At 42.4% G+C, this 15,750-nt stretch carries 10 protein-coding genes and 1 pseudogene; 7 read left to right on the forward strand and 4 right to left on the reverse strand.

The annotated features are described in order from the left end of the window. Positions 1 to 15 precede the first annotated feature (15 nt). The 3 genes from DK924_RS10750 (at position 16) to DK924_RS10760 (ending at position 7,565) form a co-directional block, all read left to right on the forward strand. A complete protein-coding gene (locus tag DK924_RS10750) occupies positions 16 to 3,189 on the forward strand; it encodes a glycosyl hydrolase family 18 protein (RefSeq protein WP_109875133.1) in 3,174 nt (1,057 codons plus the stop codon). Positions 3,190 to 3,255: 66 nt separating this feature from the next. Then, positions 3,256 to 4,869, forward strand: a complete 1,614-nt coding sequence (locus DK924_RS10755) for a lytic polysaccharide monooxygenase (protein WP_109875134.1) — start codon at positions 3,256 to 3,258, stop codon at positions 4,867 to 4,869. Positions 4,870 to 4,934: 65 nt separating this feature from the next. Continuing rightward, complete coding sequence (locus tag DK924_RS10760) at positions 4,935 to 7,565, forward strand: glycosyl hydrolase family 18 protein (RefSeq protein ID WP_109875135.1); 2,631 nt, start codon at positions 4,935 to 4,937, stop codon at positions 7,563 to 7,565. Between the two features lie 92 nt (positions 7,566 to 7,657). Here DK924_RS10760 and DK924_RS10765 read toward each other — a convergent pair whose 3' ends face one another. Beyond that, the gene (locus DK924_RS10765) at positions 7,658 to 8,140 is read right to left on the reverse strand and encodes a putative 4-hydroxy-4-methyl-2-oxoglutarate aldolase (protein ID WP_010389309.1); all 483 of its coding nucleotides are present in this window, start codon (positions 8,138 to 8,140) and stop codon (positions 7,658 to 7,660) included. Positions 8,141 to 8,491: 351 nt separating this feature from the next. Between DK924_RS10765 and DK924_RS10770 the strand changes: the two genes are divergently transcribed. Then, positions 8,492 to 9,955, forward strand: coding sequence for a carbon starvation protein A (locus DK924_RS10770; RefSeq protein ID WP_010389308.1), 1,464 nt, complete (start codon positions 8,492 to 8,494; stop codon positions 9,953 to 9,955). Between the two features lie 130 nt (positions 9,956 to 10,085). On the opposite strand, the gene DK924_RS10775 is transcribed toward DK924_RS10770, so the two are convergent. After that, a complete protein-coding gene (locus tag DK924_RS10775) occupies positions 10,086 to 10,604 on the reverse strand; it encodes a TetR/AcrR family transcriptional regulator (RefSeq protein WP_010389306.1) in 519 nt (172 codons plus the stop codon). 174 nt (positions 10,605 to 10,778) lie between these two features. Here DK924_RS10775 and DK924_RS10780 point away from each other — a divergent pair. The 3 genes and pseudogenes from DK924_RS10780 to DK924_RS10790 form a co-directional block, all read left to right on the forward strand. Beyond that, positions 10,779 to 10,927, forward strand: a pseudogene (locus DK924_RS10780) (glutathione S-transferase); the annotation flags it as partial. Between the two features lie 48 nt (positions 10,928 to 10,975). Next, positions 10,976 to 11,671 carry a cupin domain-containing protein gene (locus DK924_RS10785; RefSeq protein WP_109875136.1) on the forward strand — a complete coding sequence of 232 codons (696 nt, stop codon included), beginning with the start codon at positions 10,976 to 10,978 and terminating at the stop codon, positions 11,669 to 11,671. Between the two features lie 103 nt (positions 11,672 to 11,774). Next, complete coding sequence (locus DK924_RS10790) at positions 11,775 to 12,170, forward strand: STAS/SEC14 domain-containing protein (RefSeq protein WP_054201360.1); 396 nt, start codon at positions 11,775 to 11,777, stop codon at positions 12,168 to 12,170. 43 nt (positions 12,171 to 12,213) lie between these two features. On the opposite strand, the gene DK924_RS10795 is transcribed toward DK924_RS10790, so the two are convergent. Continuing rightward, positions 12,214 to 13,164: a carbohydrate kinase gene (locus DK924_RS10795; RefSeq protein ID WP_109875137.1), complete on the reverse strand. Its 951-nt coding sequence runs from the start codon at positions 13,162 to 13,164 to the stop codon at positions 12,214 to 12,216. Between the two features lie 116 nt (positions 13,165 to 13,280). Next, positions 13,281 to 15,674, reverse strand: a complete 2,394-nt coding sequence (locus tag DK924_RS10800) for a TonB-dependent receptor (RefSeq protein WP_109875138.1) — start codon at positions 15,672 to 15,674, stop codon at positions 13,281 to 13,283. Positions 15,675 to 15,750 lie beyond the last annotated feature (76 nt).

The raw sequence follows: 15,750 nt of genomic DNA on the forward strand, positions 1-15,750 counted from the left end.
TAAGCGGAGGAGCAAATGAGCTCACGGAAAATAATAAAAAATGCCTTCAAATTAAGTGCCTTACCTCTAAGTGCATTTAGTTTAAATGTATATGCATCAACTGATTGCAGTACATTAACGGCATGGGAGTTAGGGCAAACTCATACAGCAGGAAGCCAAGTTAAGGCACAAAATAATGCCTATGAAGCCAAGTGGTGGACACAAGCCAATCCTTTGGAGAATGCAGGTCAATATCAAGACTGGTTACTTTTGGATGTATGTGACAGCGCTGTCAATGATAATCAATCGCCTATAATTACTGAGATAACACCTGGGAATGGTTCTTTATTTAACGATAAAGACAGCGTTGTCATTTTGGCGCAAGCAACTGATTCAGATGGCTCGGTTGCAGGTGTGGAGTTTTTTATAGACGGTACTTCCATTGCGGTTGATAACACTGCGCCGTTTAGTGTTAACTGGCAAGCTATTGCGGGCGAACATCAAATTAGTGCTGTAGCAACAGACGATGAAGGAGCGATGTCTGCTGAAGTTGTTAATACTATAAGTGTAAGTGATTCAGTGATTGTTGACCCTGTTAATCAAGCACCAGTTGCCGCTATTTCATTTAGCACGCTACCGGATCAACTGGTTGTTGGTTCGCAGGTGGTGTTTGCACTTTCTGGAACTGATAGTGATGGCCAAGTAACTGCTCTGAGCTTTGCAGCAAACGGGGTGGATGTTCATCAATCAAGCTCACCAGCGAGCAGTTTTGCATGGCAAGCAACGGCACTTGGTCAGGCAACTTTCACCCTAACGGTGACAGATAACGACGGTGCAACAGCGCAAGTAACAAAAGTATTAACGGTTGTTGATGAAAATACCGGCCCAGTTACGGGCACTGACTGTCGTCCCCAAGGTTTATATCAAACTCCCGGTGTAAACACGCCTTACTGTACGATTTATGACGCTGATGGCCGTGAGATCATGGGCCCAGATCATCCACGCCGTGTAATTGGATACTTTACTAGCTGGCGTAATGGCGCTAATGGTCAACCCAGTTATTTAGTGAACGATATTCCGTGGGATAAAATCACCCACATCAACTATGCATTTGCCCATGTTGATGCAAACAACAAAGTATCTATTGGCGATCCTACTTCAGTAAATAACCCTGCCACTAATATGGAATGGCCGGGCGTAGTTGGCGCTGAAATGGACCCAGAGTTTAATTACAAAGGTCACTTTAACCTGTTAAACAAATACAAAAAACAACACCCAGATGTAAAAACACTCATATCTGTGGGCGGTTGGGCTGAAACCGGTGGTTACTTTGATGAAACAGGCCGTGTTGCAAGCGGTGGTTTTTACACCATGACCACCAATGCTGATGGTTCAGTTAACCATGCAGGTATCAATGCATTTGCGCAAAGTGCAGTTGAGTTTATTGAAAAATATGGTTTTGATGGGGTTGATATCGATTACGAATATCCATCATCAATGAATGACTCAGGCCACCCTGATGACTTCCCAATTTCTAATGCACGTCGTGGTGGTTTAAATGCCTCATACCAAGTGCTAATGAAAAAAGTACGTGAGGCGTTAGACCGTGCAGGTGAGGCTGCGGGTAAGCATTATTTACTCACGATTGCATCGCCTTCTTCAGGTTATTTACTGCGCGGTATGGAAACCTTCCAAGCGGTTCAATACCTCGATTATGTAAATATCATGTCTTATGACTTACATGGCGCATGGAACTCGCACGTAGGTCACAACGCGGCATTATTTGATACTGGGTTAGACTCAGAGCTTGCGCAATGGAATGTATACGGCACCAAAGAGTTTGAAGGCATTGGGTATTTAAATACTGATTGGGCAGTGCGTTACTTCCGTGGTGCGATGTCAGCGGGTCGAATTAATATTGGTTTACCTTATTACACCCGTGGTTTTAAGGATGTATCAGGCGGAACAAACGGTTTATGGGGCCAAGCGGCGCTACCAAATCAAGCTGATTGCGCTAAAGGTACCGGCGTAGGTGAGAAAAACAAATGCGGTAATGGTGCGTTAGGCATTGATAACCTTTGGCATGATAAGAACGATGCAGGCCAAGAAATGCCAGCTGGTTCAAACCCATTATGGCATGTTAAAAACCTTGAAAACGGTATTGTTGGCTCGTATTTAGGCGTGTATGGCTTAACACCTGATACAGACGCTGATGACCGCTTAACGGGTACTTATACTCGTCACTATGACAGCGTTGCCGTTGCACCTTGGTTATGGAACGCAGATAAAAAAGTATTCCTTTCAATTGAAGATGAAGAGTCAATGGCAACAAAAGTTGATTACGTTATCAACAATGGTCTTGGCGGTATCATGTTCTGGGAGCTGGCAGGTGACTTTGACTATGACTCAGCCAAAGGCGAGTACTTCATGGGTTCTACGTTAACTTCATTAGCATACGATAAGTTTAATCAAAGCGGTGTTGCATATGATGTGCATGGCGGAAATCCAAACTTCACAGTGCCTGCTGAAGCCGTAGATATCACATTTACAGCAAAAGACTTCCCAATTGGTGATGATAATTACCCAATCAGCCCAACGTTTGCATTTACTAATAACTCAAGTCTTGATTTAAGTGGTGCAAAAATCTCATTTGATGTGCCGGTATCAACTTCCGCTATTTTTAAATCTAACTGGAATGCACAAGAAAAACTGGGCATGGCTGTAGAAGTAAATGGCTCGAACGCAGCCGGTAACAACATTGGTGGTTATGAGAACGAGTTTCACCGTTTCTCAATCACATTAAATAATGAGTGGGGTGGTCAGCCAAAAGACTTTAGCGCTGGTGCAACTGTGAATGCACAAGTGATGTACTACATGCCAATCACTGGGCCTAGCAACTTTACCATTGAAAAAGATGGAAAAACTTACGCATTCAAAGCTGAATACCCAATGCTACCAGATGCAACACCGGATGATGGCACGGGCAATCCAGATAACGGAGGAGGTGACCCTGTAGGTATGTGTGAAGGAGTTGATATAGCCACGATACCTGCTTATCCAAACTTTCCTCAAACTGACTGGGCGGGCAACCCAAGCCATGCTGCTGGCGGCGATCTAATGGTGCATAACAATGCAGTGTACAAAGCCAAATGGTGGACAACCTCTGAGCCGGGTGTAACAGCTGATTGGAGCTTAAGTTGTAGCCTGTAATTTACAAAACAATGAGGGGTAAGCCTGAGCTTGCCCCATGTATTGAGTCTTATAAAGGATAAAATAATGGCATCAATTAAACTTAACACGATTACGCTATCTGCAATTACCAGTGGTTTACTACTCAGTACACTAGCACCGCAAGTGCAAGCACATGGTTATATGGATAGCCCTAAAGCGCGCCAAGCAATTTGTCAGGTTGATGGCGGGTACTGGTGGCCTGAAGACGGCACAAATATTCCTAACCTTGCGTGTCGAGCCGCATATTTAGAATCGGGCACGGTGCAGTTTGTACAAGCCATTGAATTTTCAGTTAATACTCCTGACTATTTAAATCAAACTGCAGTTGAGGCCAATGTACCAAACGGCACTTTATGTGCTGGTGGCGATACAGCCAAACGGGGTATGGATTTACCATCACCACATTGGCAGCGCAGCAATGTAGTGCCTAATGCCAATGGTGATATTCAAATACGTTACCTTGCATCAACCCCTCACAACCCAAGCTTTTGGCAGTTTTACATTACCAAGCCAAGCTTCAATAGCGCAACTGACGTACTAACCTGGCAAGACTTACAGCTAGTGCAAGAGCACGACAACATTGAGGTTGTTAAAGACCCTGATGGTAAACGCTACTACGAAATGAGTGTTGCAATTCCGCAAGACCGTAGCGGCGAGGCCATTTTATATAGCCGTTGGCAACGTAATGATGTGGTTGGTGAAGGCTTTTATAACTGTAGCGACATCAACATAGTAAATGACGCAGGCCCGACTGATCCAAATTCGTGGACTAGCGTCGGTTATTTTGTTCGCCAAGGGCAAAATGCCATTGCAGGCGACATCGTATGGGCGCGATTATTTGACGAAACAGGCCAAGAGGTAATCAACCAACAGCTTAAAATCAATGCCGACAATCAAGCAAATTGGCAACAAGCATTGGCTGAACAACTTAACCTCGATTACGCGCATTTAGTGCAAATTGGTGTGCAAAACCAAGCGGGCGACATTACGTTTGATGCAACCGACGTACTCATAAACCAAGTGTATAGCAGCAATGCAAATTATACCTATGCCTTGAGTGTGCAAGGTGCGCCAACAAACACCGCACCCATTGTACACACCCCAGATAACCTAGTCGTTGATGAAAACACCACAACAGCAATTCATCTGCATGCCTTTGATGATGAGCAAAGTGAGCTAACTTACAGCTGGACAGTACCTACACCGCTAAGCTTTACAGGCTCTGGTGCCAACATCAACTTAACCACTGCAGAGGAATCAGCAAACACCGATTACACTATTGCAGTATCTGTATCGGATGGTCAATTAAGTACCCAAACCAGTTTTAGTGTCACGGTTAACGATGTACCTGTGGTCGATCCGGTTGACCCTGTTGATCCAACAGTACCTGAATGGGACAGCACTCAGATCTATCAAGCAAACGATAAAGCCCGCTTTGCTAACGTGATTTACACCGCTAAATGGTGGAACAAAGGCCAACAACCAGATACCTCAGCGGCATGGGAATCAGCCTCGAAAGCTGACACAGCAGCCACTTGGAATACCAGCAAAGCCTACCAAGCTGGCGCAGAAGTAACGTATCAAGGACAGCGCTATCGCGCTAAATGGTGGACTCAGGGCGATACGCCAGGGCAAGCCAATGTATGGACCAAACTTTAATAAAGCCTAAGTTTTGCAGTTCAAACTTATTAAATAATTACATAAATAATGGATAAGAGAGACCTATGAATATCAAACAACTAAGCGCAGCCATCGGTGTTGCTTTATTTGCAAGCACAGCATCTGCTGCACCGTCTACACCAAGCATTAATTGGGAACCACAGCAATATTCGTTTGTTGAGGTAGATCTTGAGGGAAACGGCTCTTATAAGCAGCTAGTTACCCGTGTTGAACAAGTTAATATCAACATTCAGTGGAGTGCATGGAGTGGTGATGGTGGCGATAGCTACAAAGTCTATTTTGATGACATGCTAGTCAATGAGGGCACGCTTGCTGCTGGTTCTAAAAGTGGCACTATCACATTCCCTTATGATAAAGCGGGCCGCCATACAATGTATGTTGAGCTATGTGAAGGTGGCACGACCTGTGCTCGCAGTGCAGGCAAACCAATTGTAATTGCTGACACCGACGGCGGACACCTAGCACCATTACCCATGGATGTTGACCCAAATAACCGCGACATTGGTATCAAACAAGGTTTAGTTACAGGCGCTTACTTTGTGGAGTGGGGAATTTATGGCCGTGATTATGATGTAACGAATATGCCAGCACAAAATCTGAGTCATATTTTGTATGGCTTTATTCCAATTTGTGGTGAAAACGCATCGTTATCGGGTGGTCCTAAACGTGCACTTGAAACCGCTTGTGCCGGTTCTGCAGATTACGAAGTGGTTATTCACGACCCTTGGGCCGCAGTACAAAAAGCACTGCCAGGGGTTGATGCAAAAGACCCTATCCGTGGTACTTACTCTCAGCTAATGGCGCTTAAACAGCGTTACCCAGATATTAAAATTTTACCATCTGTAGGTGGTTGGACGTTATCAGACCCATTCGGTGGCTTTACCAATAAAGCTAACCGCGACACCTTTGTTGCCTCAATGGAAGAGTTTTTAAGAACATGGAAATTCTACGATGGTGTAGATATTGACTGGGAATTCCCAGGTGGTGACGGCCCCAACCCAGACATTGGCGATCCAATCAACGATGGCCCAGCCTATGTGGCGCTAATGCAAGAGCTACGCGCTATGCTTGATAAACTAGAAGCAGAAACAGGTCGTACTTACGAGTTAACCTCAGCCATTGGTGCAGGTTACGATAAAATTGAAGATGTAGACTACCAAGCCGCAAGCCAATACATGGATTATATTTTTGCCATGACCTATGACTTTTATGGCGCATGGAGTAACGTAACCGGTCACCAAACAGCACTTTACTGTGGCGAACATATGAGTGCTGGTCAATGTAATGGTACCGGGCTTGATGATAATGGTGAACCTCGTAAAGGCCCTGCTTATACCACCGATAATGCAGTGCAGCTGTTACTTGCGCAAAATGTACCATCGAAAAAAATCGTCGTCGGCACGGCTATGTATGGCCGTGGTTGGGAAGGTGTTTACCCGCAAAATGCAGCGATTGATGGTAACCCAATGACCGCCCCTGGTAATGGCCCGTTAAAAGGCTCTACGGCACAAGGTGTATGGGAAGATGGGGTTATTGATTACAAGGGCGTTAAAGCCAATATGATTGGTGCTGCGGGCACCGGTATTAATGGTTTTGAAGTGGGTTATGATGAGCAAGCACAAGCCGCTTATGTATGGAATCGTGCAACCGGTAAACTAATTACTTATGATAGCCGTAAGTCAGTACTGGCTAAAGGAGCGTATGTTAATCAGTATAATTTAGGTGGTTTATTTGCATGGGAAATAGATGCGGATAATGGTGATATTCTTAATGCTATGCATGATGGTTTAGGGGGCGTAGTTGCTCCGCCAACAAATAAAAAGCCAGTTGTTTCTGTGTCTTCATCAGTGTCTATTAATTCAGGCGAGAGTATTACAGTAACAGCTTCTGCAACTGATGCAGATAACGATCCACTTAGCTTTAGCTGGAATGCTGATAGCGCACTGGTGGTATCTGGACAAAATAGTGCATCATTAGTCATTACAGCGCCAACAGTGACTGCAGATACACAGTATGTGGCAACTGTTGCGGTATCAGATGGTCAAGCAACTGTTAATCGTGATGTTGTTGTTAATGTTATTGCGCCAACATCAGGAGGCGAAAACACAGCACCGAGCGTTGATGCTATCGCTAATATCAGCGTTGAAGAGGGCGCATCAGCAAGTGTAGCTGTAGTGGCTAATGATGCTCAAAACGACGCCCTTTCGTATACGTGGACAGTACCAGCAGGCTTAACATTAGTGGGCAGTGATGCAAATGTAACTATTGAGGCTGGCGCTGTAGATACCGATACAGACTTCACAGTGTCTGTTGCAGTCAGTGATGGCGCATTAACCACAACGCAAAGCTTTAGCGTAACAGTTACAAACGTTGATACTACAAATCCACCTACAGGAAGCTGGGATACTAGTGTTGCATACGTTGGTGGTGATGTCGTTACTTATAACGGCGTTGAATATAAAGCAAAGTGGTGGACTCAAGGCGAGCGTCCTGATTTAGGTGGTGCATGGGAAGCAACAACACAACCTACAGATGGTACGGGTGTCGCAGTTTGGCAGCCAACGGCTATTTATAACAGTGGTGATGAAGTTTCTTATCAAGGTAATAAGTACCAAGCTAAATGGTGGACTCAAGGGAACGAACCTGGCTCAACCGATGTATGGTTAGCACTTTAATTTTAACCTGAGAATTTGGGTTTTAAAAAATCATGTAAATTACAAAAGCAGCTTTCGAGCTGCTTTTTTTTGTTAACGACTATTACGAGAGATTAAAACAACGCTTTAGAGCTAATTATTAAGCCGTTTACATCAGCATATACCCAATCACCGGTATTAATTGTGGTGTTTAACATATTAACCGGGTGATCTTTAGCACCTAAACCGCGCTTAGTGGTGCAGCGCGGTGTTGCGCCTAGCGCCATTACAGGTAAATCAAGTGTGGCAAGAATTTCAATATCGCGACAGCAACCATTAATAATTATGCCCTGCCAGCCATTTTTTAGTGCGCGCTCTGCAATCATATCGCCAATAAAGGCAAAACGTTTACTGGCAAAACCATCAACAATCAATACTTTTCCCTCACCGTTTTCATGCAGTATGTTACCAGCAAATGAGTTGTCGTCAGGGCAGGTGACGGTCACTACTTGACCATAAAAGTGAGTTTTATTACCAAAGTGTTGCAAGCCACTGTCAGCAACTTGCACATGGTCGCGATGTTCATCGTATAAATCGGGCGTAGTAAACGGTGTCATTGAGGGCATCCTTGTTTTTTGGCAAAGCCATGTAGGGCAAAGGCAGTAAATTTAAAGTAGTAATAATGTTTATCGTAGGCTAATTAATCACTCAGGTGTAGCTATTATTGCAAATTGGCGTATAGATTTTAGTCGCAATATAAGTACTTTTAACGTTTTTTAATGCTGTTTTTATGAGTAACTTAAGCTTTTACTTAGTTTTATTTTTTCGAATAAATTTCATTTTGTAAGCGCATTAGCCAAACGTCTCATTGTTGCGTGGTTTTTCATATGCTACGTTCAATTGTTATTTTAAATTTTGGGCTGCAATACTGTGCCCTATACACACATACAAAAAGAGAAGCGTGCTTTATGATCATCTTTTTTATTTGCCTGACTATTTTAATATTAGGCTATAAGTTTTATAGCCCGTTTGTTGAAAAACAAGCGGGTATGGACTCGACAGTAGACACACCACAGAAGCGTTTTAGCGAAGGTGTTGACTATGTTGCTATTCACCCTGTTCGTGCATTTTTAATTCAGTTTTTGAATATTGCAGGAGTAGGCCCCATATTTGGTCCCATACTTGGCGCCTTGTATGGCCCAGTAGCGCTGGTTTGGATTGTACTTGGTAACGTTTTAGGTGGAGCTGTACACGACTTTTTCTCTGGCGTAATGAGTATTAAAGAAGACGGTAAAAGTTTACCTGAAATTGCAGGCCATTATTACAACGTAGTATTTAAAGGCTTTATGCTTATATTTACTGCTATGTTGTTATTCTTTGTTGGTGTAGTGTTTATTATGAGCCCTGCAGGATTATTGAGTAACTTAGATGCATTTGAAGGCACCATTTTTGCTAGTAATACATTTTGGGTTCTCGCTATTTTAGCTTACTACTTTTTAGCCACGTTATTACCAATCGATAAAATCATCACTAAGTTTTACCCTATTTTTGGCTTGTTAATGATTGTAATGACAGTTGCTATTGCAGTCTCACTGTTAATCAACGCACCCCATTTACCAGTAGCTGGCGACTTTTTAGCGTATTTTGAAGCCGATCATGCCCACGACTTTTTAGCCCCAAATCCTGATGGACTGCCTACTTGGCCGTTGCTATTTATCACCATTACTTGTGGTGCTATTAGTGGTTTTCACTCAACGCAAGCACCTATTATTGCCCGTTGTTTAACTAACGAAAAATATGTACGCCCGGTTTATTATGGCGCGATGATGTGCGAAGGTATTGTAGGTTGTGTTTGGGCGCTTGCTGGTATTGCTGCCTTCCCAGAAGGTTATGCGGGTTTAAAATCGATGCTTGATTTAGGCGGTCCAGGCTTAGTGGTTAACCATATTGCAAACAGCTACTTAGGTGTATTTGGTGGTATTATGGCTATTATTGCTGTTGCTGTTTTCCCTATCACCTCAGGTGATACGGCGTTCCGCTCACTGCGCCTAACAATGGTGGATGCGTTTAGTATTCCGCAAAGTTTACGTAATCGTTTGTTGTTAGCATTGCCAATTTTAACCATTGCTTACTTTATGACTAAGCTCGACTTCTCAGTTATTTGGCGCTACTTCGCGTTTTCAAATATGCTGCTTTCTACCAGTGTTTTATGGCTTGCTACTAAGTATTTATTTGACCGTGGTACATTCCACTGGATTGCTAGTATACCTGCTGTAATTGCTTCAGCTGTGACCTTGTCATACATAATGACTGCGGCAATAGGATTAAACTTATCAAGTGATTTAGGTAAACCAATTGGTGTAGCGGTTGCTGTTGTAGGCTTTATTGTATTGGCTTTTGTGCATTCAAAACATAAAGTGCGTCCAGCTTAAAACTACATAGTTATTAATGCAAAAAGCGAGCTTTATTTAAGCTCGCTTTTTTATGCTTGAACAAGTAGTAATTTAGTTAATAGATTTATCAACTTTCTGATCACTAACCACTTATGTTGACTATCTACCGCTAAAAAGTCGCTTGTTCGAAGTAGCTGATATCATCCAGGGTTTTACTAATAATCATTGCCCCTTCTAATAAGCTGACTGTTTGTATTGCCGCCCGAGCAGGATTAAGCTCTCCATTTATTTGATGTGCTTGAGTTAACCAGGCTAAGTTTTTATTAAAAAACCGCTGAACTTCAACCCGCACTTTATCGGGTAGGCTGTCGCTTTCTGCACCGAGTAAGCCACATAAACACATCTTTTTGTCTATCACGAGCGCATTTCTAAATAACTGAGTGTAAATATCGATGGGATTTTTACCGTTTGCTTTATGTACATTCGGATCGCCAAGTACTGCAATAAAGGCATCGGTGTATTGATGCGCGAGTTCAGCGCCTAAATCAGCTTTCGTTGGAAAGTGATAATGCACACTGGCACTTTTTATACCAATCTCAGTAGCAAGTTCTCTAAAGCTAAAGTTGCTATAACCACCCAGTCGCACTTTATTTTCTGCGGCTTGTAGCAGGGCTGCTTTTTTACTCATTTTGATATTTCCTTGCTGTTATCTGAAAAAATTATCAACCAGTAGGTAGTTATTTTCAAGCTCTTTTGTTTTTAGTTTGCAAACATTTAGCGCTTGCTATAAATTACCTATCAGTAGGTAGTTTTTGTTTGCCAATATAAACCAAAGTTGTCGTGAAAAATATAAGAGAGCATTATGAAAATTTATGACGTAGAAAATTACCCAAACCCATTGCAGGCTCGTATTGCACTTGCTGAAAAAAAGCCGACTGATAAAGAAAGTTTGTTGCTGTCGATTTATTAAATGGGGAATACTGCAGTGAGGCATTTTTGGCAAAAAAACCTTAGCCAAGTATTGGCGTTTAGTTATAAATTAATAATTTGGAGTCAAATATGAAAATTGCTGCCGACTTTAGTCAACGTGTGGTGGTGCATAGTGAGTCACTTGAGTGGATAGCTTCGCCCATGCCGGGTGTTGATAGACGTCCACTTGACAGAGTGGGCGACGAGGTTGCTCGTGCCACTAGCATTGTACGTTATGCGCCAAACAGCCACTTTAGCCCACATACACATACCGGCGGTGAAGAGTTTTTAGTACTTGATGGGATATTTCAAGATGAGCATGGTGACTTTCCAAAAGGTACCTATATTCGTAATCCTCCACAATCAAAGCATACTCCTGGCTCAAAAGACGGTTGTATTATTTTTGTAAAACTATGGCAGTTTCAGCCAGAAGATCGCCAGCACGTGTGTATTCAGACACAGCAGATGCAAGGGCAGAAAACCCCCGAGTTTAATGACCTAAATGTCATTTTGTTATATCAAGATACGTATGAAACAGTGAGTATTGTACAGTTTAATGCTAATCAATCTTTAACGCTCACGGTGAGTGGTGGCGCTGAGTTGTTGGTTTTGGATGGCACTTTACAAGAACATAACGACACACTTGAAAAACACAGCTGGCTTAGAGTTCCTGTTAATAGCCAAATAAACGCCACCGCGGGTAACAATGGCGCAAGAGTATGGATAAAAACCGGCTATTTAAACGATGTAAAAAACCAAGTTAATCGGTTAAAAAAACATAATTAGCTCAAAAAATAAATCTGCATTAAGTGACTTTTTTGATCTGCTTCAAATAAAAGCTTTTAACTATTGCCTATAATTTAAGCTCTTTTCATTCAAGGGTTGAGTTATGGTTAATTTAACACATGGTTTGTCGATTGGTATTGAGCGCTCAGGCAGTGAGTTTTTCTTAACACTTAAGGCAATTGGTACCTTAACTCACAAAGACTATGAAGTGATCACACCGATGATCGATTCAGCGTTAGGCGAAGTTAAACATCCTATTGTTAATGTATTAATAGATGGCACCGAGTTAGATGGTTGGGAGCTTCGTGCTGCTTGGGACGATTTAAAACTTGGCTTAAAGCACAACAAAGAGTTTAAAAAAATAGCGATTTACGGCAATAAAGAGTGGCAATCTACCATAGCTAAGTTAGGCAGTTGGTTTATGTCGGGTGAAATACAATACTTTGAAAATGCTACTGCCGCTTTAGAATGGCTAAAAACCAGTAATTTAGACGCTTAGTAAAAAAAGGCCAACAGTGGCCTTTTTTTGTAAGTACCTTAGTTTATTTTGACAGTGTTTGTTGCGTGGGAAGCGCAGGAAAAGCGCCTTTAGCTAAGCATGCTTTTGAGCCACAGCGAAGACCAAAGTGAAGCGCTTTTTTTACTATTGACTCATCATTTAGCTTATCAGTAAGTGGCACTGCATTATCGCTGTGGTTTAAGTAGTACAGTACGCCAGCAATAAAAGCATCACCGGCGCTGGTGGTATCTACAGCGGTAATTGTTGGAGCTGCTTCACTCAGGGTAAAAGCGTTATGGTAAACAGTCGCTGGTGCCGGACCATCGGTTAAAAACACCAGCTTGACGCCTAATTCAAGCAGTGATTGTAAGTAGGCATCAGCTGATTGTTGGCGTTGCGTTGCTAAAAAATTTAACTCATCACGTGAGAGCTTAACAATATCGCAATACGCGTAGCATGCATGCACGTTTTGCTCAATGTCATTGCTATTTTGCCATAAACTGTAGCGTAAATTTACATCAAAGCTAACGATTTTTTGGTTGTTTTTAGCCTGCTTTAAAGCACACACAGTAGTTTTTGCTATAGCTGTATTGGTTAAGGTGTTTGAACAAAAGTGTAGGGTACTCAATTTATCCCAATTAATACGCTTTAAATGCTCATTCGTTAACAGTAAATCGGCTGTTTGATGACGATAAAAGTTAAAGCTGCGTTCGCCGCTTTCATCTAGGCTGACAATAACCATAGCTGTTTGCGCGCCTTCTATGGTAAATAAATACTCAGTATCTACGTTATATTGCTCAAGCGCATTAGTTAATTGTTTAGCAAAATAGTCATCTCCCATACCGCCACAAAACGCAGCTTTGCCGCCGAGCTTTGCGTAACCTACTGCCACATTAGCTGGAGCACCTCCTGGAATGGGCAAATAAGCACTGTTTTGAGAGTCTTGAGGCAGCATATCAATAAGCAGTTCACCAAGGCTAAGTAATTTGGTCATAGTGTAAATCCTAAAAAACCTAGCATGGCTAGGTCAAAATTCAAGGGAGAATTATTAAAACTAGTGTAACAATCGCTGAACAAACATAGCTTCAGCGATTGTTACACTAAAGTTGGTTAGTTAAACGCGTATTTAAACGTCAATGACGTTGTACGGCCATTAATAGCACGTGCGCGTATAATGTTGTTATCAGGTATTGAGCCTTCTTCTGCTTCAGTAATACCTACCGTATCGAATAGGTTATTTACGTTTAACGCAATATTAAGATTTTCTGATAAATCGTAGCTTACAAAGCCATTTACTTGAGTGTAACCATCAAACTTAAGATCGTTATTATCTTGAGCATAGGCATCGGTAGTACCAATAAAGCTTAGTCCTGCAGAGCCTTTTTCATAAGTGTAACGTGCCATTAATGAGTAAATTAAATCAGCTTGGCGACGAGGCGTATTACCAACCACTTCAGGGGTAAGTGCATCTTTTGCAATTTCAGCGTCTGTCCACGTTAAATTACCACGAAAATCCCATGCATCAATAAAGTAGGTTGATTCAACCTCAATCCCTTTTGCTTCATATTCGCGGTCAAAAAAGGTTTGTGATGTCGCTTCAAAGTTTTGCTCTTCAGTTTGTGCATAAAATGCCGTGGCAAAAACTGACAGTGAATCAAAGCGCTTTTTAATACCAAACTCATACTGGTTTACTTCATCAACGGCATCTTCATCGGCTACTGAGCCATCGGCGCGAACTTTACCAAATAAAAGTCGGTCAGCATTGGCGCGACCGCCTTTACTCAATCGTGCAAACGTTGCAAGGCTTGAGTCAATTTGGTAATTGGCACCAATTGAATATGATGCGTAATCCCAGTCGTAATTAACAGGGCTGGCATTTGCAAGGTCAATACCTGCAACATTTTGTTCAGGAACAGAAATCACACCGTCGCGATTCATATCAACGGTTGAGGTAACCGCGCCTGCATAGTTACCACGTGCTTCACCGCTGTCATAACGGGCACTAGCATCAATACTTACGTCACCCACCTTAGTTGAAAATGCAACATAGGGTGCACGAGTGTCGTATTCTGTGTCGTAATCACGTTGGCAACAGTTACCCCAAAAAGGCGTGCCATAAGCGTATAAGCCATTTTCAGAGAATTCAGTCCCATCGGCGGCTGTTACATTTAATAGCGCAGCGTTATCACCTTTGAGCTCCATTAGGTAAGAATTCCATAACCACGACATGGCAATATTTTGGGTTGACGCATAATAGCCAAAAGTAACGCTAGTATCATCGCTTAGCGATTTAGTCAGTTTGAAGTCGTTAACAATTGAGTCAAAGTCGTTCATGGTTACATCAAACGTATGAATACGCATGGCTAAATCATCGTTAAATGCAGCACCTGTGGTTGCATTACTAAGCGTTGCACCCACACCACCAATACTTTGCGCTATAGCTGATGCATTGCCAACTTCAGCTGGAATCAATGAATTAAAATTACCGCTTACAGATGATTTACGAAAACGGTTTTCAATACGCCAATCGTTGTCTAAATCAAATACAGCCTCAAAACCAATTGAGTCAACTTGCGGATTCATACCATCACGAATATCGCCGTTGCTTATTTGATTTTCGCCGTTTAAGCGCACTGTTTTAGTAAATAATGCCGAATGCGGGGTATCTGATTGTGCGTCAAACCCAGGAATTGAGTCACCATTTGCATACATTGGCATAGGTAAGTAGCCAACACTTTTATCATCTAAATGCTTGTAATAAAGACGCACGTATCCATTTTCAAAATCTTTGGTCAGGTTGGCTTTAATTTGCCCACCTTTATTTGATGTGTAACCTGTTTCACGTGGGCCTTCACCTTGACGTACAAAACCACCAACATGAAAGCGTACAGTGTCATTTAAATAGGTGCCATATTCAAAGTCAGTTCGAATAGTATCGTAATCTAGGCCAAGTGTAGTTGATACGCTGCCCGATTCGTTTTCGCCATTTTTAGAAATGAAATTAATTATGCCACCCGGTGCATTACTTGCTGCGGTAGAGGCTGAACCACCACGAATAGATTCAATGGTTTGCACTGTGTTATCTAAGCGCATAAAAATGTCAGCGTTACCAAATGCAATATCGCCATATTGTAAAACAGGTAAGCCATCTTCTTGAAGCTGTAAAAATTTAGCACCACCAGAGGCAACCGGTAAACCACGTACTGCAATGTTGGCGTTACCTTCACCGCCGGTTGATTCTGAGCGAACCCCAGGAATAATTCTAAATGCCTCAGCAGTAGAGCGAGGCGTAGACACCTCAACTTGCTCAAGCGACACACTGCTTACAGAAGAACTTGACGCCATTATCGTTGTACGGCGGGGAACACCGGTAACAACAATTGTTTCTAGCCCTTTGTTAGCTTGCGCTTGTGTATTTTGCTCTTGTTGTTGTGCATTAACGCCTTGGCTAACGGCGAGCGCTAAAGCACTGATCAGATATAAAGGTGTGTTGTGTGTTGTCATGTGAACGCCTCGTTTTAAACCCAAAGGGAAGTTGTTATTTTTACTTAATCGATTAAGTAAAAATAACAAAGTTTTT

It is taken from the genome of Pseudoalteromonas sp. meg-B1 (assembly GCF_003173795.1).
Taxonomy (GTDB): domain Bacteria; phylum Pseudomonadota; class Gammaproteobacteria; order Enterobacterales; family Alteromonadaceae; genus Pseudoalteromonas; species Pseudoalteromonas undina.